The sequence below is a fragment of the Leucogemmata humicola genome (assembly GCF_055379415.1).
This window is the reverse complement of sequence record NZ_AP040875.1, coordinates 4,051,504-4,070,188: the sequence shown is the minus strand read 5'-3', so window position 1 is coordinate 4,070,188 and position 18,685 is coordinate 4,051,504. Positions and strand designations below refer to the sequence as shown.

Below are 18,685 nucleotides of genomic sequence, written 5' to 3'. Positions count from 1 at the left end.
AATAGCTGTCGGCTGTTTGTTTGTCGAACCAATCGGAAGAGAAGATGAGACAACTACTGCGCACATTTGCCTTCGCTCTGGGCGTCGGCGTTTCCGGTCCAATGCTGGCGCTTGCCCAAGGTACGCCTGCCGTCACCCTGACGCGCCTTGACTGCGGCACCGGCGCCGCGCCATCGGACGTCGGCCGATTCTCCGACACCTATGCCCTCGAAGGCATGAAGGTGCAGCTCACGTACAGCTGCTACCTGATCCGCCATGGCGACGAGTACATGATCTGGGACACCGGCAATCCTGCCGGAACTACAGCGACAGCTCCGAAAACGAGTCTCGCCGACCTGTTGGGACAGCTGCAGCTGAAGCCAAGCCAGATCAAGTACGTGGGGATTAGTCACTATCACGGCGACCACACTGGGCAGGTGAGTTCGTTTCCGCAGTCGACGCTGCTCATCGGCAAGGGCGACTGGGATGTGGTCGCGGATCCGAAGGCCGCCGCCACGACCTCAGCGCCATTCGCCAATTGGATCAGCGGCGGCAGCAAAGTCGAGCCAGTGCCAGCCGACAGAGACATCTTCAACGACGGAACGGTCGTCATGCTCGGCATGCCGGGGCATACCCCGGGTCATCACAGTTTACTCGTGCGCCTCAAGGACATGGGCAACGTGCTGATCACCGGCGACCTCACGCACTTCCGCGAGAACTACGCGGGCAACGGCGTACCGACGTTCAATACCAGTCGCGCCGAGTCGGTGGCGTCGATCGAGCGGTTCAAGCAGATCGCCACGAATCTGAAAGCAACCGTGATCATTCAGCACGACGCGCGAGACGTTGGCAAACTGCCGGCATTTCCGGCAGCGGCGAAGTAGCGAGAGGAGGGAAGGCCATGAAGAGTCTCTTCGAGCCCGCGGTGGCGAAAGACATTCAGGCGCGCGTCGCGCGCGTGACGCCAGAGAGTCAGCGCCTCTGGGGTAAGATGAGCGCGGCGCAGGCGATGGCTCACTGCGCCGCAGGTATGGAGATGGCGTTGGGAGATATCCGCCCGCCGCGCGCCTTGGTGGGCCGTGTCATAGGCCGCGTCATCAAGCGACTAGCGATTGATAATGCAGAGCCGCTGAGACGAAATACTCCGACAGCGAGAGAGCTGGTCGTTCGCGACGAGCGGAGCCTGGTAGCAGAACAGCAACGCTTACGCGCGCTGATCGACCGGTTCGTCTCCGGTGGTCCTGCCGGGTGCACCACTCACCCACACAGCTTCTTCGGTCCGCTCACGCCGCAAGAATGGTCCGTACTGGCGTACAAGCATCTCGACCATCATCTGCGCCAGTTCAGCGCGTAGCCGTTTTCGTCGGAACATCGCATCGAGCCAAAAGCCCGAGAGTGATCAAACGAACAGCCGATAGCTGAAAAGCTATCGGCTGTTTTGCGATGTGACGCGACGAGCGAAGTCGATGGTTTCCTCGCAGCCGAAAAATGTTCGGCTTTTCGTTTCACATCTACGAGGCATCGGCTCGTCCCGCGGATCGTGCCGATTGCGAGAGAACATCGATGAAACTCGGAACCATTCTCGTTCTTTGGGCGTCACTCGGCAGCGTCGTTGCGTGGCGGACGGCTGCAACGTCCCACGCCGCGGCGTCAGTGGCCTACCCAGAAGGCTATCGCAACTGGGCGCACGTGAAGAGCACACTCGTCGCGCCAAGCAACAAGAACTTCGCTGCGATCGGTGGCTTCCAGCACATTTACGCGAACGCTGAAGCCATGATTGGCTATCGGACGCGCGTGTTTCCGGAAGGGTCGGTCGTGGCGTTCGATTGGCTGGAGATGCGTGACAACAACGGCGCATTCGCCGAAGGCCCACGGCGTCAGCTCGACGTCATGGTGAAGGACTCGTTGCGCTTCGCGGCCACGGGTGGCTGGGGATTTCAGCGCTTCGTAAGAGACAGCAAGACCGAGCTCGCCAACGCGCCGACTCCCCAGCAATGCTTTACCTGCCACGACAACCTGCGAAAAGACGGACTCGTGTTGAGCAGCTATCGACCGTAGGCGGTCACCGTGCGCGAAACTCCGGGAGTCGTTCCGGCTGTGCATCCGCCAACGCGCGCTGTACGCCTTCGACGTCCAGGTCTGCTCCATACACCGGCGTGCCAGGTTGCTGACGCCACGACTCGGCCAACGGCCCCGCGTCCACCGCGTCGAACCCGAGCTCGTCGAGCAGCCGCATCACCACCGCTTTATCTCCGCGGTCATCGCCGGCGATCGGCAACGCGATTCGCTCCGCGTCGCCCGACGGTCGGCCATTCTCCATCAGGTGTTGCGCGTAGATGTTGTTGAACGCCTTCACGACCGGGCAGCCCAGTTCCTGCGCCACCCACTCGCTCTCGGCCAGTCCATCTTCGATGGCGTCGATGCGTCCGTCACGCTGCTGCGGATAGTAGTTGCCGGTATCGATGACCACGGCGTCGCCCGCATCGGCGAGTAGCCCTTTCGGGAGATCGTGCACCGCCTTCTCGGGAATGCTCACGATCACCACGTCTTTCCCTTTCACGTCGTCCTTCAGAGGAACAGCCTTCGCGCCGGTCTCCTTCGACAGGTCGGCGAGAGTGCTCGGTGCGCGTGAATTCGCGACCGAGACGTCGTGCCCGAGCGCGCGCAAGCGCCTGACCAATGTGCCGCCGATATGTCCCGCGCCGATGATTCCAATTTTCATACGACTCTCTCCTCGGTCCGACTACCTGCGGCTCGGTAGACCCGGCAGCAGCTTTTCGATCGTGATTGGAAACTCGCGCACCCGAATGCCCGTCGCGTTGTACACCGCGTTCGCAACCGCCGCTCCGGACCCACAGTTGCCGATCTCGCCCGCGCCCTTTGCACCGAGCTCGTTGGCGGCGGCGTCATAACCGTCGAGCAGCACCGCGTCGATGGCCGGAATGTCTGCGTGCACAGGAACCAGATACTGCGCGAAGTCGCGATTGATGAAGGCACCCGTCCGTGTATCGACGACACCTTCCTCGTGCAGCGCCATCGACACGCCCCAAGTCATGCCGCCGATCAGCTGCGACCGGGCCGTCTTGGCATTGAACACGCGCCCGATATCGAACACGCCAAGCATTCGTCTCAGTCGCGTCTCGCCGGTATCCGCGTCGACGCCGACTTCGACGAAGTGCGCACCGAACGCGATCAGTGAATGCGACTTTGGCTTCGGATCCATCCACGACTCCTTGAACGATCCGACTCCCTCCACCCCCGACGGGAAATTCGCGGCCACGATCTTCGTGAGGTCAGCGGCTGACGCCCGCTCTTCATCTCCGACCTCGGCGAGCACACGGTCACGGAGATTGCGACAGGCGCGCGAGAGCGCGACGGACGCATTCGTGGCGCCCCACGAGCCACCAGAACCGCTGCTTGGTGGTAGATCGGAGTCGCCGAGCTCCACGCGGACGCGATCCATCGGCACGCCGAGTTCCTCGCTCGCCATCTGAGCGAGAATCGTGTAGGTGCCGGTGCCGATGTCCGTCATGTCCGACAACACGACCACCGATCCATCGTGCTCGAGACGAACCTTCACCTGCGTCGGCGCATAGAAGTGCGGACGAATCGACGCCGCCATTCCGTAGCCGACCAGCCATCGGCCATCTCTGAGAGTCGCCGGCTGTGTCGGACGTCGCTCCCAACCAAACAGCTTGGCACCTTCGCGCATGCATTCGACCAATCGACGATCGCCGAACGGGATGCCGAGCTCCGGGTGCAGCGCCGGCTCGTTCTTGATCCTCAGGTCGATCGGGTCCATGTCGAGAGCGTACGCGAGCGCGTCCATCGCCGGCTCGATCGCCATTTGACCGGGAGCTTCGCCCGGCGCGCGCACGTCTTCGTTGAGTGGAAGGTCGAGCGCGACAGTCCGATGCGTCGTTCGCCGATTTGGCGCCGCGTACAGCCCTCGCCCGGTGGTCGCGGTCTGTTCCACGTAGTCGTCGCCAGTGCTGATTTTGGCCACGACGTCATGGGCAAATGCGTTCAGGCGACCGTCGCGATCGGCGCCGAGACGAACGCGTTGCCGCGATGCGGCGCGATGGCCGATGACGTGAAACATCTGCTGGCGCGTCGCCATCACCTTGACCGGGCGATTCAGCTCGCGCGCGGCCAACACCGCGAGGATCGATTCGGCATGGAGGCCGAGCTTGGAGCCAAACCCGCCACCGACGAACCGTGAGAAAATTCTAACTTTGCGCGGATCCAGGCCAAACGTCGCGGCGATTCGGTTCTTTCCTTCCGCGACAATCTGCGAGCTCGCGTAGAGCGTGACGGCGTCGCCGTCCCAGGACGCCATACAATTGTGCGGCTCCATGGGCTGCGAAAACGTGTAGGGCGTCGAGTAGGTCTCGTCGAGCTGGACAGGCGATGCCGCGAACGCGCCTTCGAAGTCACCGAGCACGCTGTCCGCCGGGCTACCGGCGTTCACCTTTTTCGGCGTCTGTTCCTTGTTCTCTTTCGACGCGAAGTCGAACAGGCCATGCGCCACGTCGTACGAAACCTGAACCAGGCCGGCGCCCGCCCGTGCCTGCTCGTAGGTGTCCGCGACAACGAGGGCGACGGGTTGACCGAAGCAACGCACGTCGGCGGTCGATAGTACGGGCAACGCCCGCGAGTATCCCGACGGAACCGACATGTCGACCTTGCCCTGTACCGGCGCATTGAGATGCGTCATCACTCGGCGGACGCCCGGAGCCGCCTCGGCGGCGGCAACATCGATCGCGGTGATGCTTCCTCGCCCAATCGTGGCGCCGACGATGAAGCCATACAGCGGTTGACCGACGCTCCACTCTTCGTACGCGTACGTCGCACGGCCGCTGACCTTCAGCGGTCCATCTACTCGGCTGACTGGCTGTCCGATCATGTCTGCTCTTCGGTGAGCTTGACGAGCGTGGCGATGAGCGTGCGCCTCGCGAGCTCGATCTTGAAGTCGTTGTGTCCGCGGCCGACGGCCGAGATCATGGCGGCGTCTGCCGCGGCGCGGAACGTGTCGAGCGTCGCCGGATTGCCGGCGAGAACTTCCTCGGCTTCCTCGGAGCGCCATGGTTTGTGCGCGACGCCGCCAAAGGCGATGCGCGCCGACGCGATCAGCGAATCGGCGGTCTTCACGATCGCGGCGACCGAGACGAGCGCGAACTCGTATGACGCGCGGTCGCGAACCTTTCTATAGAACTGTCGCCCCGGGGGCGCAGGCGGGAGCAGCACAGCGGTGATCAACTCGCCTTGGTGTAGTTCCGTCTCGATGTGCGGCGTAGTACCCGGGAGTCGATGAAAGTCGCGGAGAGATACCTCGCGAATTCCGCCGTTGCCACTGCGCAGCTCGACGCGCGCATCGAGAGCGACCATTGCGACGGCCATGTCGGACGGATGCGTCGCGATGCAGGCGTCGCTCGCACCAAGAATGGCATGATTGCGGTTGAATCCGCCGATCGCTGAGCAGCCGGCGCCGGGCGTGCGCTTGTTGCACGCCGAGGTCGTGTCATAGAAGTAGACGCAGCGTGTGCGCTGCAGCAGGTTGCCGCCCGTCGACGCCTTGTTGCGCAATTGGCCAGACGCTCCGGCGAGCAAGGCCTGGGAGAGCAGGGGATAGCGTGTGCGCACGCGATCGTCGGCTGCGAGTGTCGCGTTGTCGGCTTGCGCGCCGATGCGGAGTCCGCCGTCGGGCGCATCGTCGATCTGCCGCATCGATAGCCGGCTGATGTCAACGAGGTGCGACGGCTGTTCGATCTCGAGCTTCATGAGGTCGAGCAGATTTGTGCCGCCACTGATGAACTTCGCGCCTGTCTTCGCCACTGCGGATAACGCCGCGTCGGCATCGGCGGCGCGCTCATAGGTGAACTGCTTCATGCGCGGCCTTGGCCGGCGACGCTGCGAATCGCGTCGATGATGTTGGGATAGGCGGCGCAGCGGCAAACGTTGCCACTCATGCGCTCACGTAGCTCCTCGTCGGTCAGCTCGATCTTGTGCGATGCGACGTCAGCGGTGGCGTGACTCGGCCAGCCTGCCTTCGCTTCGTTGAGCATGCCGATCGACGAACAGATCTGCCCGGGCGTGCAGTAGCCGCACTGAAAGCCATCGTGCTCGAGAAACGCGGCCTGCATTGGGTGCAGCGCGTCCGGTTCGCCGATCCCTTCGATTGTCACGACCTTGTCGCCCTCGTGCATGACGGCGAGCGTCAGACATGAGTTGATGCGCCGTCCGTCGATCAGCACGGTGCACGCACCGCACTGGCCGTGATCGCACCCCTTCTTCGTGCCGCTGAGATGAAGGTGTTCGCGCAGAGCGTCGAGCAGCGTTGTTCGCACGTCGAGTTCGACGTCGAATGCTTTTCCGTTGATGTTCAGCGAGACCGATTGGCTACCGTTGTCGCGACGATCGGCCTGCGGGCGAACGGGCCGGGTGGGTCGCGCCTGCTGACGCACGCGCTTGGATTTCGGCATGCCGGGCGGCGGCGCAAGTCACGAGCCAATCGTCGACGTCGACTTCAAGCGAGCCGAGCTGTCGATTGTGATCCACGACACGAGACCAAGAGGAGAAATACTCAGTTCTTTAATAAACGAGCGCGGCCCTAGCGTGATTAGCGTTCTCTAGTAGATTGCGCGAGCCGTTGCAGGTAGAACCCGAACCATCGAGGGTGTATTGCGCGGGAGAGTCCTGTCGTGGAGTTGTATTGTCGCGGTGGTGTTCGGTGTCATCATGCTGGGCTGCGATCGTGACCTCGTCGTCGCGCCCGGTGCACGCACCATCATCGATACCATTACGCCGAGCCGCACACTTCCTCCGCGATTGTGGGACTCCCTGTCTGTCCTGCTCGGCGATACGGTTCTGCAGACTGCCGTAGTCGCGACCATTCACTACGACGATCAACCGTCGGTGATCACCGTGCGCGCATTCGCGCACGACACGTCGGCAGCCCTCGGCGGTCGCCGGTTGCCGCTGCGCGTCTGTCCAGTGTCGCTACGCTTGTATCGTGCAGGCTCGGCTGCCGCATGGAACTCGGACAGTGCGGGCGAGACGGTCCGTTGCCCGATCACTGGAGCGACCGACGCTTCGCCAACAGATGTCACGGTCAACTGGAGTGTATCCGACATACTCGGCGATTCGTTGCCGCCGGCGAAGTACACGATTGTCTACGCCATTCACACGGCGGATGGTCGCACCTTCGACTTCAATGGTGGATCGTCCTACCTCGCGACCGATCAGATATCGGCGACATGGGACCTATCCGCCGTGCAGTTCGTAGGGCAGAGCCAGATCGCCGGCAATGCGCCGCGCAGCTTGAACATCGCGTTCGTTCTAAAGAACGGCGACACGCGTCCGGTCACCTTTGGCTACGGCGGCTGCAGCGCGCGCTTTCGTCTGTATCGAAACGCCGATCGTACCGGTACGCCGGCTTGGCGGTCGGAGGACCGCAAGTCGCCCGGCGGCCAGCAGGGAAATGCTTGTCTCGCCACGTACTACTCGAACGACATTGCTCCCGCGGACTCGGTCGTCTTTCGCGTTTCGTTTCCGATGTACGAAGTGGCCGGCGATAGCCTGGCTCCCGGACGGTACTACGTCGCTGTCGAGCTTTCACTGATGGGTGATCAGTTGGTGCGCCCGATTCCGATGACCCTCCGATCGTTCGCTGCCGGCGCGGTCGACATCACTCGCGAGCGCGATCCGCTGCCTGATTCGCGAATAGTCAACGGTATCGCCTACGTTGCGACGACTCGGATCGTACACGGCTCTCTGGGCGCCGACACTGCGCGCACCATCGTGCTCCTCACGAACACGGCGACCGAACGGCGGTCCACGTCGATTGCGAGCGACTGTCCGGTGAATGCGTATCCCTTTCGCTCCGCGGCGCTGCGCGACTCGGTGCCGATGCAGGCACCGCTCGCCTATTTGACTCCGGCGTGCGCCATCTATCCATATTCCTTCGCGCTGGATCCGGGCCAGTCTGTCGCGTTCGCGCGTGACGTGCCGTTGTCGACGGTGCGCTCGCTGATCGGCGCCGGTCATTTCTGGTTCACCGCGTCGATGGACGGGAGCCCGGCAGGTATGCTCGCAGCAGGGGACATCGAGATACCGAAGTCATAAACGTTCAACACGCTCGACGCTTGGCTACCAGTTGCCGGCGGTCGGCGTGTCCGGGTGACGAAACGGCACGGACCACGGTTGAGCCTTCGACCGCACCCACGACGATTATCGTGACGTTCAATATCTTTAAACGAGCGTTCGTAGCCGGCCTTGTCGTCTTCGCCGCGTGTTCAGCCGACGAATCGCGAGTGTCTGTTCGGTACGCACCGCGCGCGCAGCTGCCGACGCTGACGCCGTCGATCGTTCTCACCGCTCCGGGAGTTCGGCGAACGTTCTCGAGCGGAGAGATCGTCCGGTCAGGCTCCGACTCACCCGCGAGAATTGCGATGCCTCTGACGGGCACCATGCTTCTCGAGTTCGCGCTGGTCGACGGCACTGCGAGTGTGAGTTCAGGATCTGTTCAGGTAGAACTGCGTCCCGATTGGTATTGGGATTTCGAGCTTGTCGTGGACTCCGTGAATCCGACGCGCTATTGCCTTGGCTGTGCTGGGGCGAAGTCGTTCCCGTTGAGCGCGGCCTATCGCCGCGTGCCGTCCGATTCCGCCTGGGTCTGGTGGGCCGGCAACAGCATCAAGCATCCGGTGGTGTTTTAGCGATTCATCATCGCCGGTACCTACCGTTATCGGCCACGATCAGGGCGATGTCCACGTCTCCGGACGTCCGATGACCCAATGCTTCGGCATGTCGGGGTGAACGTCTCGCCAGGTGACGCCCGGCTGCATGTCGCGTAGCTGCTCGAGCAGACTCTCTGGTCCGGCGGGCCCGGCAGCCATTCCGCGGTACGGCGACTCTGTGAGCACCAGTCCCAGTCGATCGAACTCGGCGAAAATAGCTGTTATTAGATCTTTAATATCCGACATACTGCTCCATCTCTCAGCGGCTAGCGCAAACTATGCGTTGCGGGAGAGATGTGAGATGACGGAAATCACACTACGACGTAACGTTCTCCGTCGCGTGAATGCCTGGCACCGTCGCGGGAGCACGCACGCCAAAGTCCAGTCGCCGAGTGTATTCGCGTTTGAGCAGTACCAACGCGAGCCCGAGCTGAAGCCAGACTGTGGCCGCTGAGAGATACCAGATCCATCGCAGGTCGAAGCCTTGCAATCGCGACAGCGCAATCGCGGGAACGACGACGAGCGTCATTCTGGTCGCCGATGCGATAAGTGACGGAACGGTGTTGCCCATCGCCTGGAACATGCTCGACGCGACGAAGATCACCCCGGAGGCGACGAAGCTCCACGAGACGATTCTCATGTACTCGCGTCCGACACTGAGCACTGCGGGATCCTTGGAAAACGCGCGCACCATCGCGTCAGGAGCAACCTGGCAGAGAATCCCGAACGCGACCATCACCGCAATTGCGAGCCACGCGGCATCCTTGAACGTCGCCTTCACTCGCGTTGCCAACCGAGCACCGTAGTTCTGGCCGGCGACGGGGGCCACTGCAAATCCAAGCGCGACCACCGGCATGAACAGCGCCTGAATCACGCGCATCCCGATGCCGAAACCTGCCTGCGCCGCTGCGCCGAAAGGGCGCGAGAGCGTGAATACCACGAACTGGTACACGCCCATCATTCCAAACTCGGCACCCGTGGGCAATCCGACCACGAGCATCCGCTTCCACTGGCTCAACACCGGACGCCAGTCGCTGAAATCGAAGTGGAGGTATGCGTCCTTCGCCGCGAAGTACGTTCCGAGCCACACGATGCCGATGACGATCGAGATGAGCGACGCCATTGCCGCACCCGCGACGCCGAATGCGTGGCCCGTGCCCCAGCCAAAAATCAGAAACGGGGCGACCACCATGTTGATCACCACGGTGACCGTCGACACGAGCATGCCCGGCTTGAAATTCCCGACGCCGCGAAGCGCAGCACCCATTGCTCCCAGGGGGAATTGCAGGGCCATCGCCGGGATGAACCACAACAGGTATTCGCCGGCCAACCGCGCGGTCTCCGCGTCGGCGCTCATGGTGCCCGCGTATCGCGTGCGAATGGCCAGACCAACGACGAGAAACAAGGCCGCCGTCACGACGGACAGGGCCTGCGACTGATTGAACAGGTGCTGCGCTTCAGCATGATCCTTCCTGCCGGCGGCGTGTGACACGACAGACGTCGTGCCCACGCCGAGCATTTGTGACAGCGCGAGCACGACGAACGTGAGGTTGCCGGCAATACCAACGCCGGCGACTGCCGACGTTCCGAGCCGTCCGACCCAATACAGATCGACGAGAAAGTACAGCGTCTGAAAGATCATCATCACGAGCATGAAGCTCGCGGTCTTCAGCAGATGCCGAGTGATTGGGCCGGACGTCAGATCTTGCATCGAGCGTTAGGCAGGTTGTGGCGCCGCAGCGCGCGCCGCCATCCGCTCCTGCATCGCCCGCGTCAGGTGCGGTGTGATGCCGAGCATGCGCTGCACGAGCATGAGCTGTCCGCGATGGTGCATCTCGTGTTCTTTGGCGCCGAGCAATTGCTCGAATCGCGTCTTGGGATTCTGGCCCATCGGATCCGTGAACGTCTCTGCGAGCACTTCGGGCGAGAGCGACTCGAGCCACTGCGCGAACTTCTCGCCTTCATCGTTGAGCACAGCGATGATGCTCGCCTTGTCGCGCGGCTTGCCCGCTTCGCCGTGAATGCGGCCCATGATGGCGCCAAAGTCGTAGCCGACGAGCGTCGACACGCGCTTGTCGCGATGGAAGTCATAGTGCAGCAGGTTCGCGAACGCGACGTGACGCAACAACTCACTGACCGAGCGCACGCCCGGTGCGGCTACGAAGTCGTATTTGTCTTCGGGAATTTCGGTTGCGATTTGGACGGTGTTCTTGCGGACGGTGCGAAACGCGGCCGCCATTTCCTTCGCGCCATACTGCGACATATTTCAACTGCTCCGGGGAAAGGGTGCACAAAGGTACTCGGCGCGCCCGGTCACGCCGAGGGGCAGGCCGCGGCCGTGACGCTAAAGAGTCTTTTCTAGGGCCCGAAGCGAACGCACGACGCCAGACAGGTCGCGGGACGCGAGCTCTGGGTGATTCATCTCGTCTCGCTCGACTTGGTGAAGGCGCCGCGCGATCTGAACGTCCGACGCGCCGCGGGCGAGCAAACTGTACACTTCGTGCGCTTGCGGCGCGTAGCCCGTGTTCGGATCGGCACTCGCTTTCGCGTTCATCGGGTCCCACTGCTCGAGAAGAATTCGACCAATCTCGGCCTCGACAATCGCTCGCTCTTGCGCAGGCATGCGGTCTCCTTGCTCGGGGGGTGGGCAGTGCGTCCCTTCCTGAACACGACACCGCGAAGCCGCAAAGTCAAGCAGAGCGCAAAACCGGGCGACGTGCGACATAGGCAGGCGAGGGCGCGCGACGTATGATTTACGCCGTCCCGTACACCGTCGACCCGTCTCGGAGTCTCGATAATGCTGCGTCCGATCGTCATCATGGCCCTGGTGCCCGCACTGCTCAGTGCGCAGGCGAAGAAGCCCGCGCGGGCGCCCGGAAACGACGCAATTACGACCGCCAAGATGCGAGCCGACCTCGAGTTCCTCGCCGGCGACGCCCTTCGTGGACGCCTGACGGACACGCCAGAAAACGGCATCGCGCTCGAGTGGGTGAAGTCACGCTTCGAGTGGCTTGGACTCAAGCCAATGGGCGCGAATGGATCGTATTTTCTTCCATATGGCCTGTCGATCGGCTCGCTTGGCACGACCAACGACCTCACGGTCACGCGCGGCGGCGCGACGGCGCACTATGGCCTGACGACGGGCTTCTATCCGCATCGCTTCAGCGCGACTGCAACGGCGACGGGTGACGTCGTGTTCACCCACTTCGGCATCACCGCGCCCGCGCTCGGCTACGACGACCTCGGCGGCGATCTCCGCGGAAAAGTCTTGCTCATGCTCGATCATGAGCCCGGAGAAACGGACAGCACGAGCGCATTCGACGGCGTGGTGACGTCGGAGTATTCGAGTCCTCTAAAGAAGGCGCTCGCGGCCCAGGCCAAGGGCGCCGCCGCCGTGCTGTTCGTGACCGACGTGCAGAATCATTCCAACGCGCAGCGCTTCGACGCATCCGAGCGCGCGTATTGGCCGGACCAACCTCCGCGTCTATTGCCGTACACGCTCGCTCTCTGGGCGGACAAGCTGACGATTCCGGTCGGACAGATTTCCGTTGCTCTCGCCGATAGCCTGATACAGACGGCCGGGAAGTCACTCGCCGATCTCGCACGCGAGTCCGAGACAAAGCGCGGAGCGGCTCCTGTTCCGCTTCCCGGCGTGCAGGTGACCGTGGCCGCCGGTGTCGTGCGCAAGACGGTGCCAGATCGAAATGTTCTCGCCGCCATCGAGGGGAGCGATCCGCGACTGAAGAATGAGTGGATCATCATCAGCGCGCATCCTGACCACAACGGCGCGGTTGGCGACTCTGTGTTTCATGGTGCCGACGACAATGGTTCCGGCGCCGTGGCGCTGCTGGCAATCGCCGAGGCGTATGCGAAGGCGGCGGCAAATGGTCAGCGGCCAAAGCGGTCAGTACTCTTCGCGTCGTTCAACTCCGAGGAGCGCGGTCCACTCATGGGGTCGTGGGGCTACGCCGAAGCGCCGAGCGTTCCGCTCGATCGCACCGTGGCCGTGTTGAACATGGACATGATCGGCCGCAACGAAGAAGTGCCGGAGAATGGGGGCGCGCGCTTCCGTGGCTTGCCGGTGCAGACGTCCGAAGCGAACAAGAACACCGTGACGCTGCTCGGGTGGAGCCGGTATCCGTCGCTTGCCGCGGCAGTGGAGCGCGCGAACGCGAACTACGGACTGACGTTCAAGAAGAACTACGACAACAACGTGTCGCAGCTGCTACGGCGTAGCGATCAATGGCCGTTCCTGAATCACGGCGTTCCGGCGATCTGGTTTCACACCGGACTGCATCCCGACTACCATCTCGTCAGTGATGTGACGGAGCGCATCAACTTCGAGAAGATGGAACGGATTGCGCGGCTCGTGCATCAGACGAGCTGGGAGCTCGCGCAATCGACGACGCGGTTCGAACCCGCCAAGCCCTAACGATCGAGGCGCGCGCGTATTCCTGCCGTTCGCTCCAGCAACTCCTTGTGAATGCCGGCCGCAACGCCCTTGTCGGAATGGAAGACGAGCTGTTTCATCCAGCCCGGATTGAAGACCGGCGCGTAGCCGTTGAGCGTCACTGAAATGAATTGCCGAAGGTCGTCGACCGATTCGATGCCGAAGGGCCGAACCTGACCAGGTACCACGGCGAACACGGGCAGATCGACGTCGCCGACGAACGGACGCCCGCCCTCATCGCTGTGATGCACCATGTTGCCGCCCGTGTATCCAGCGCGCATGAAGCCTTCGTTCAGCGCGTCGCGAATATTTCTGATGCGCTGTGTCATGTTTCCCAAATGCTCATCTTCGCCGGGCTTCACCTTGCTCTTGATCTGGGCTTCCAAGGTGGCGTGGCCAACCATGCGCTGATCCAGACTATCTGGCCGGTAGGCGCCTGATTTAGCGAAGATCACGAAAAGATCGTAGTCTCCAGTCGTCGCCGAGCGGTAGTTGTTGGGCGCGATGGTGCAGAAGGGGTCGCGCATCGCGAGGACGGGGAGATAGTTCGAATCCTTCGACTTCTCGCCGGTCTTGGAGGTTGGGTCGCGAAAGTCGAGTCGCTTCTCTCCATACGCGTAGTGCACCGACCACATCTCCGCGCCATTTGCGCCGAGTACTTTCGTGGCGCGCTGCAGCACGAACAGCATCATTTCGCCCTGCGGCGACGGCGCGAAGTAGTAGTGCGTGTTCGGCGTTCGCGACGACGGCTGCATGCAGTGGTTGTTCAACAGCCAGCGTCGCCGATTCTCTGAAATCACGAGCGGAACTTCCGTGGCGCCGTGGTGCTGACTGTCGGCAAGCGCTTCGGCCTGTTTTACGAGCTCAGGTGCCTTGGTGAAGCGAGGGTCCGCGAGAACAAAGCCCGCCATCGGACCCCAGTTGCACGACTTGGCTTTGTTGTGAAAGCCCTTCGACGCATAGCCCTCGAGAATCAGGCCCGTGGCGTATTTGCCCACCGCGCGCGACGAAATCATGCAGCCAGTGCTGTTGGCGACGTCTTGGAACACCGCGGAATGCGCACGCGGAATGCCGGTCAATTCACGGGCGTCTTCACCTCGAACCACGGGCGTCTCCGGTCTCGAGAAACGAGTGCTTTGCGCCGTGAATATAGGTCCGGCCTGCCACCCAAGCCTAGCCGCTTAAATCGCGGTCCCGGGTAGCCCGGGGACGGTGTTCGCGCCGGCCTCCGTTCGGTGCCACATTGGATTCGCCCAAGTCCTCCCCGTCCGGAGAAAAACCATGCGCCCTTCTCGTCGGCTGGCCCGCCTCCCGCTCGCCACGGCTCTCGTGGTCGCGCCGTTCCTCGGCATTCATGCGCAATCGAATGCGCAGAACGGGCCGCCAACCCCGCCGTCGCCGAGTACCACGGCTGCGAAAGCGCCGCTGAAGGTTCTCAATCTCGACGACTACGGCGCTTGGAACCGGATTGGCTCGACTGCGCTGTCGCGCGACGGGAAGTGGATGACGTTCACCTATACGCCGAACGAAGGCGGTGATCCCGTGTTGCACGTCAAGGCATTCGACGGCGACAAGGACTACTCGACCTCACTCGGCGCAGCACCTGGCGGTGGTGGACGTGCCGGCGGGGGCGGTGGACGTGGCGCGGCGGCTGGCGGTGGTAACGCGCCGTCGTTTTCAGATGATTCTCATTGGGCTGCGTACTTCGTCAATCCGGCCGGTCGCGCTGGCGGCGGCGCCGGGCGTGGACGAGGCGTCGCTCAGACTGGCCGCGGCGTAACGCAAGCCGGTCAGCCGCAGGCGCCGGCCCCTGTGGGGCATCTGGAATTGCTCAACCTGGCGACCGGAGAAAAAAGCACGATCACGAATGCTGGCTCCTGGAAGTTTTCGCCGGGCTCGAAATGGATCGCGGTGCGCTTCAATCGCCCTGCGGCCGCGACCGCTGCCGGCGCGGGGGCACCCGCTACTCCTGCGAGCGGTGCCGATCTCATCTTGCGAGATCTGTCAACCGGAACCGATCTCGCGATCGGCAACGTCAATCAGTTCGAATTCGACGACGCAGGAAAACTCTTCGCCTACACGATCGATGCTGCCGACAAGTTCGGCAACGGCGTGTATGTGCTCGACCCGGCAGCCGGTGTCACGCGAGCGCTGAACACCGGAGCTGCCATCTACGACGCACTGACTTGGAGTGGCGACGGATCCAACCTCGCGGCACTGCGTGGCGACAAGTCGAAAGACATGAAGCAGCGCGAGAACTCGTTGCTCGCCTGGACCGGGCTGGGAATGGGCGCTGGAAAGGCATTCGTCTTCGACCCATCGAAGGACGCCTCCTTTCCGAAAGGAATGGTGTTGAGCGAATACTCAACGCCGCGCTGGAGCCCCGATGGAACTCGACTGTTCGTCGGCATCAAGGAGCAAGAGCCGGAGATTCTCGCGGCTGATTCGATCAAGGCGAACGTCGACGTCTTCCATTGGAAGGACGTCGTCCCTCAGCCGGTGCAGATCGTTCAGATCGCGCAGACGCGCCGAGCGACGTATCCGGGGGTCGTGTCTGTAAGTACAGGTAAGTTCGTGCGACTCGGCGACGAGCTGATGCGCACCGTCACGAACGCGGCGAACAACAACATTGGCATCGGGCGCAGCGATACGGCGTATCGCGGTGAAATCGCGTGGGGCGCGTCGCGAGCAGACATGTTCAAGGTCGATCTTGTGACTGGCGTTCGCACGCCGATCGAGAAGGGCCTCTCGCGCACGTATGGCACGTCGCCCGACTCGAAGTGGTTCCTCTACCTAAAGAACAAGCAGGTCGTCGCATTCAATCTCGACAACGGCAAGGCCGTGACGCTCGACGCGTCGTCGATTCCCGGCAAGAGCTATGTAAACGAAGACGACGATCACGCCTATGAAAAGCCGATTTGGGGAGTGGGCGGGTGGACGCGGGATGGGAAGTCCGTGCTGTTGTACGACAAGTTTGATGTCTGGCAGGCGCCACTCGACGGCGGCAAACCGACGAATCTGACGCAGGGGCTCGGCCGATCGCAGGCGATTCAGTTCCGCGTGGTTCGGTTTGGCGGCGCCGGTGGTGGTCGTGGGGGGCGTGGCGGTCGAGGCGGCGGAGGTGCAGCGGCTGACAGCGACGCTGTTGATCTCTCGCAGCCCGTAACGCTCTCGGCGTACGGCGATCGCACGAAGAAGTCCGGCTACTGGAAGGTGACTGCCGGTCAGGCACCGACGCCGATCATCTGGGTCGACAAAGCGATCGGTGGAGTCGCCAAGGCCGAGGATGCCGATCGCATCGTCTTCACGGAGCAGGACTTCGACGAGTTCCCGGACTACTGGACGACGAACAGCGCATTCTCGTCGCCGAAGAAAGTGACCGACGCGAATCCGATCTTGAAGGAGTACGCGTGGTCGCCGAAGAAGGTGCTCGTGGACTACACGACGGCGAAGGGTCACAAGCTGCAAGGCACGCTGATGCTGCCCGCGGGTTACGAGGCAGGAAAGAAGTATCCGATGCTCGTGGAGTTCTACGAGATCATGTCGAACACGCATCACAACTTCTCGACGCCCGGGTACAGCAACAGTCCCCAGCTGTCGACGTATGCGAGCAACGGCTATCTCGTGTTCCAGCCGGACATCGTGTATGAGATTGGTACGCCTGGCACGTCGGCGGTCGATTGCATGACGAGCGCGGTGAAGAAGGTGATCGAGCTTGGCTACGCCGACCCAAAACGCATCGGCCTGCACGGTCACAGTTGGAGCGGATATCAGTCGAGCTACATCGTGACGCAGACGGACATGTTCGCTGCCGTCGTCACCGGCGCACCGCCAACGAACTTGATCAGCTTCTACGATGAGCTGTACAAGAGCGCCGGAACACCGCAGCAGGGAATCACGACGGTCGGTCAGGTGCGCATGGGCGCGAATGTCACACCGTGGAATTCGACAAAGCTGTACGAGGATCAGTCGCCTATCTTCCACGTCAACAACATCAAGACGCCGTTCATGATTCTTCAGGGCATGGAGGACGGCGCGGTGGACTACGTCGAAGGCCTTCAGTTCTTCAACGCGGCGCGCGCGGCGGGAAAGCAAGTAATCCTGCTCTCGTACCCTGGCGAAGCACACAACCTCACGAATCGCGACAACCAGAAGGACTTCACGATCCGGATGAAACAGTTCTTCGATCACTACTTGATGGACAAGCCGATGCCGCAGTGGATGGCCGACGGGCTGCCACAGACGAAGAAGGGAGGCCCGATCAAGTAGGCGGTGACCAGCGACGTTTACTCACAGCTTCAGTCCGCGCTCGGGGCAGCATACACGCTCGAGCGCGAACTGGGTCGCGAGTGATCGTATCGACGGCTATTTCACTCCGGGCCGTCGCGGATTCACGGCGATTGCGAGGTTGAGGCGAGTGTCGTGCGTGTTGTAGCTGATTTGTAGGTTGTAGCCGTTCGGCGTCGTCGTATGATAACTCTTATATTGCGCCGCATGGATCTCAGCGCCGTCGGACGTGTCGATCGTCCACGGCAAGCCGCGCTTCTCGAGCTCAGCCTTCACCGCGTCTGTGTCCCACGGTGAAATGCCGAACGAGATGTGGTCGATGCGCCCGGCGGCGCGACCTGGGCGTTGGCCGAACGTGGGATCGAGTGGATTGCCACCGCGAATGATGATGTCTCCCACGTCACCGATCATCAGCTCGTTCTGACTGCCTTCGTCGTATGTGGGTGCCCAGCCGAGCAGGTTGGTGTAGAACGACACGCTCGCCTTGTAGTTCGTTGCGCCGAACGAGAGATGGTCCAGCCACACGGTTTGCCAGCCAGTCGACTCGAACGGCGCTGGGGCCGACGCCTTCGCGTTTGCCTGTGACGTTCGGCGCGCCTTGGCGTAGCCTTGACCGTTCGAGATCTGCAAGTCGAAGCCGTCGAGATCCTTCACATGGAAACTCTCGAAGCCCTTGCCGTCGTTGTCGGCAATTGGCGTGAGGCCGCGCTTGCGGAGTTCCTGCTCGACGGTCTTGGCGTTCCACGGCTCGATAGAAAATCCGTAGCCCTCGACCACGGCTCGCACCGGGGTGCGGCCGGGACGGCCTTCGGTTTGAGTCGGCGTGGCGAACGAATCGGCGGGCGCCTGCCGGAAGACGACGGTGCCCCAATCTCCCACGTCCATCACGACGCGCTTGCCGTCGTCACTCCGCAGCTTCCATCCCATGAGCGCGGTGTAGAACGCGGCTTCCTTCTGCGGCTCCGCCACGCGGAAGGTGATCTGATCGAGTCCGGTCGTGCGCCAGCGCGTCCGCTCGAATACGGGCTTGATGGAATCCGTGTTACACGCCGGCGTTCCATAGGCGCGGATACAGCGACCCTGCGCGGTGACCGCCAGGGGCGCCGCGATGATCGCTGCCGTGACCGCGGCAGAGACGGCGAGTGTTCGCAATGGCATTTGAAGTCCTGGGTGTCAGGATTAGCGACAATCATAGTCCTGTCTACCTCGCCAAGTCGAGGTCGATTGCGCA

Annotated in this window: 17 protein-coding genes; 7 read left to right on the top strand and 10 right to left on the bottom strand. The window is 62.4% G+C overall.

The window, feature by feature from the left end; genetic code table 11:
• The first annotated feature begins 44 nt into the window (after positions 1-44).
• From AC6H4Z_RS17360 to AC6H4Z_RS17350, 3 genes are all read left to right on the top strand, one after another.
• Positions 45-863 carry an N-acyl homoserine lactonase family protein gene (locus tag AC6H4Z_RS17360; RefSeq protein ID WP_497543221.1) on the top strand — a complete coding sequence of 273 codons (819 nt, stop codon included), beginning with the start codon at positions 45-47 and terminating at the stop codon, positions 861-863.
• Between the two features lie 17 nt (positions 864-880).
• Positions 881-1,333: a DUF1569 domain-containing protein gene (locus tag AC6H4Z_RS17355; protein ID WP_497543220.1), complete on the top strand. Its 453-nt coding sequence runs from the start codon at positions 881-883 to the stop codon at positions 1,331-1,333.
• A gap of 209 nt (positions 1,334-1,542) precedes the next feature.
• Positions 1,543-2,037 (top strand): cytochrome P460 family protein, encoded by a 495-nt coding sequence (locus tag AC6H4Z_RS17350; RefSeq protein ID WP_497543219.1) that lies wholly within the window; start codon positions 1,543-1,545, stop codon positions 2,035-2,037.
• Positions 2,038-2,041: 4 nt separating this feature from the next.
• On the opposite strand, the gene AC6H4Z_RS17345 is transcribed toward AC6H4Z_RS17350, so the two are convergent.
• Genes AC6H4Z_RS17345 through AC6H4Z_RS17330 form a run of 4 tightly spaced genes read right to left on the bottom strand, consistent with a single transcriptional unit; the run spans position 2,042 to position 6,461 of the window.
• On the bottom strand, positions 2,042-2,701 hold the full coding sequence (locus tag AC6H4Z_RS17345; protein WP_497543218.1) for an NADPH-dependent F420 reductase: 660 nt from the start codon (positions 2,699-2,701) through the stop codon (positions 2,042-2,044).
• A 21-nt stretch (positions 2,702-2,722) separates the two neighbouring features.
• Positions 2,723-4,885: a molybdopterin cofactor-binding domain-containing protein gene (locus tag AC6H4Z_RS17340; RefSeq protein WP_497543217.1), complete on the bottom strand. Its 2,163-nt coding sequence runs from the start codon at positions 4,883-4,885 to the stop codon at positions 2,723-2,725.
• Positions 4,882-5,868: an FAD binding domain-containing protein gene (locus AC6H4Z_RS17335; RefSeq protein ID WP_497543216.1), complete on the bottom strand. Its 987-nt coding sequence runs from the start codon at positions 5,866-5,868 to the stop codon at positions 4,882-4,884. The genes AC6H4Z_RS17340 and AC6H4Z_RS17335 overlap by 4 nt, the downstream gene beginning before the upstream one ends.
• Positions 5,865-6,461, bottom strand: a complete 597-nt coding sequence (locus tag AC6H4Z_RS17330) for a 2Fe-2S iron-sulfur cluster-binding protein (RefSeq protein WP_497543215.1) — start codon at positions 6,459-6,461, stop codon at positions 5,865-5,867. The genes AC6H4Z_RS17335 and AC6H4Z_RS17330 overlap by 4 nt, the downstream gene beginning before the upstream one ends.
• 199 nt (positions 6,462-6,660) lie before the next feature.
• On the opposite strand from AC6H4Z_RS17330, the gene AC6H4Z_RS17325 reads away from it, so the two are divergent.
• Both AC6H4Z_RS17325 and AC6H4Z_RS17320 read left to right on the top strand, forming a co-directional pair.
• Positions 6,661-8,103: a hypothetical protein gene (locus AC6H4Z_RS17325; RefSeq protein ID WP_497543214.1), complete on the top strand. Its 1,443-nt coding sequence runs from the start codon at positions 6,661-6,663 to the stop codon at positions 8,101-8,103.
• A 110-nt stretch (positions 8,104-8,213) separates the two neighbouring features.
• Positions 8,214-8,696 carry a hypothetical protein gene (locus tag AC6H4Z_RS17320; RefSeq protein WP_497543213.1) on the top strand — a complete coding sequence of 161 codons (483 nt, stop codon included), beginning with the start codon at positions 8,214-8,216 and terminating at the stop codon, positions 8,694-8,696.
• A gap of 39 nt (positions 8,697-8,735) precedes the next feature.
• Here AC6H4Z_RS17320 and AC6H4Z_RS17315 read toward each other — a convergent pair whose 3' ends face one another.
• From AC6H4Z_RS17315 to AC6H4Z_RS17300, 4 genes are all read right to left on the bottom strand, one after another.
• Positions 8,736-8,963: a hypothetical protein gene (locus AC6H4Z_RS17315; protein ID WP_497543212.1), complete on the bottom strand. Its 228-nt coding sequence runs from the start codon at positions 8,961-8,963 to the stop codon at positions 8,736-8,738.
• A 70-nt stretch (positions 8,964-9,033) separates the two neighbouring features.
• A complete protein-coding gene (locus AC6H4Z_RS17310; protein ID WP_497543211.1) occupies positions 9,034-10,428 on the bottom strand; it encodes an MATE family efflux transporter in 1,395 nt (464 codons plus the stop codon).
• Between the two features lie 6 nt (positions 10,429-10,434).
• On the bottom strand, positions 10,435-10,980 hold the full coding sequence (locus AC6H4Z_RS17305) for a DinB family protein (RefSeq protein ID WP_497543210.1): 546 nt from the start codon (positions 10,978-10,980) through the stop codon (positions 10,435-10,437).
• 81 nt (positions 10,981-11,061) lie between these two features.
• Entirely contained in the window at positions 11,062-11,340 is a 279-nt protein-coding gene (locus AC6H4Z_RS17300) for a hypothetical protein (protein ID WP_497543209.1), read from the bottom strand.
• Between the two features lie 174 nt (positions 11,341-11,514).
• On the opposite strand from AC6H4Z_RS17300, the gene AC6H4Z_RS17295 reads away from it, so the two are divergent.
• The gene (locus AC6H4Z_RS17295) at positions 11,515-13,149 is read left to right on the top strand and encodes a M28 family peptidase (protein WP_497543208.1); all 1,635 of its coding nucleotides are present in this window, start codon (positions 11,515-11,517) and stop codon (positions 13,147-13,149) included.
• Here the strand turns inward: AC6H4Z_RS17295 and AC6H4Z_RS17290 are convergent.
• The gene (locus AC6H4Z_RS17290; RefSeq protein ID WP_497543207.1) at positions 13,146-14,273 is read right to left on the bottom strand and encodes an anthrax toxin-like adenylyl cyclase domain-containing protein; all 1,128 of its coding nucleotides are present in this window, start codon (positions 14,271-14,273) and stop codon (positions 13,146-13,148) included. The genes AC6H4Z_RS17295 and AC6H4Z_RS17290 overlap by 4 nt on opposite strands.
• Before the next feature lie 175 nt (positions 14,274-14,448).
• On the opposite strand from AC6H4Z_RS17290, the gene AC6H4Z_RS17285 reads away from it, so the two are divergent.
• Complete coding sequence (locus AC6H4Z_RS17285) at positions 14,449-17,436, top strand: S9 family peptidase (RefSeq protein ID WP_497543206.1); 2,988 nt, start codon at positions 14,449-14,451, stop codon at positions 17,434-17,436.
• A 96-nt stretch (positions 17,437-17,532) separates the two neighbouring features.
• Here the strand turns inward: AC6H4Z_RS17285 and AC6H4Z_RS17280 are convergent, their stop codons facing one another.
• Complete coding sequence (locus AC6H4Z_RS17280) at positions 17,533-18,612, bottom strand: VOC family protein (protein ID WP_497543205.1); 1,080 nt, start codon at positions 18,610-18,612, stop codon at positions 17,533-17,535.
• Positions 18,613-18,685 lie beyond the last annotated feature (73 nt).

Bases quoted from the DNA above. Each gene is read 5' to 3' on its own strand.
- AC6H4Z_RS17360 (WP_497543221.1), top strand. From the start codon at position 45: ATGAGACAACTACTGCGCACATTTGCCTTCGCTCTGGGCGTCGGCGTT.
- AC6H4Z_RS17355 (WP_497543220.1), top strand. From the start codon at position 881: ATGAAGAGTCTCTTCGAGCCCGCGGTGGCGAAAGACATTCAGGCGCGC.
- AC6H4Z_RS17350 (WP_497543219.1), top strand. From the start codon at position 1,543: ATGAAACTCGGAACCATTCTCGTTCTTTGGGCGTCACTCGGCAGCGTC.
- AC6H4Z_RS17345 (WP_497543218.1), bottom strand. From the start codon at position 2,701: ATGAAAATTGGAATCATCGGCGCGGGACATATCGGCGGCACATTGGTC.
- AC6H4Z_RS17340 (WP_497543217.1), bottom strand. From the start codon at position 4,885: ATGATCGGACAGCCAGTCAGCCGAGTAGATGGACCGCTGAAGGTCAGC.
- AC6H4Z_RS17335 (WP_497543216.1), bottom strand. From the start codon at position 5,868: ATGAAGCAGTTCACCTATGAGCGCGCCGCCGATGCCGACGCGGCGTTA.
- AC6H4Z_RS17330 (WP_497543215.1), bottom strand. From the start codon at position 6,461: ATGCCGAAATCCAAGCGCGTGCGTCAGCAGGCGCGACCCACCCGGCCC.
- AC6H4Z_RS17315 (WP_497543212.1), bottom strand. From the start codon at position 8,963: ATGTCGGATATTAAAGATCTAATAACAGCTATTTTCGCCGAGTTCGAT.
- AC6H4Z_RS17310 (WP_497543211.1), bottom strand. From the start codon at position 10,428: ATGCAAGATCTGACGTCCGGCCCAATCACTCGGCATCTGCTGAAGACC.
- AC6H4Z_RS17305 (WP_497543210.1), bottom strand. From the start codon at position 10,980: ATGTCGCAGTATGGCGCGAAGGAAATGGCGGCCGCGTTTCGCACCGTC.
- AC6H4Z_RS17300 (WP_497543209.1), bottom strand. From the start codon at position 11,340: ATGCCTGCGCAAGAGCGAGCGATTGTCGAGGCCGAGATTGGTCGAATT.
- AC6H4Z_RS17295 (WP_497543208.1), top strand. From the start codon at position 11,515: ATGCTGCGTCCGATCGTCATCATGGCCCTGGTGCCCGCACTGCTCAGT.
- AC6H4Z_RS17285 (WP_497543206.1), top strand. From the start codon at position 14,449: ATGCGCCCTTCTCGTCGGCTGGCCCGCCTCCCGCTCGCCACGGCTCTC.
- AC6H4Z_RS17280 (WP_497543205.1), bottom strand. From the start codon at position 18,612: ATGCCATTGCGAACACTCGCCGTCTCTGCCGCGGTCACGGCAGCGATC.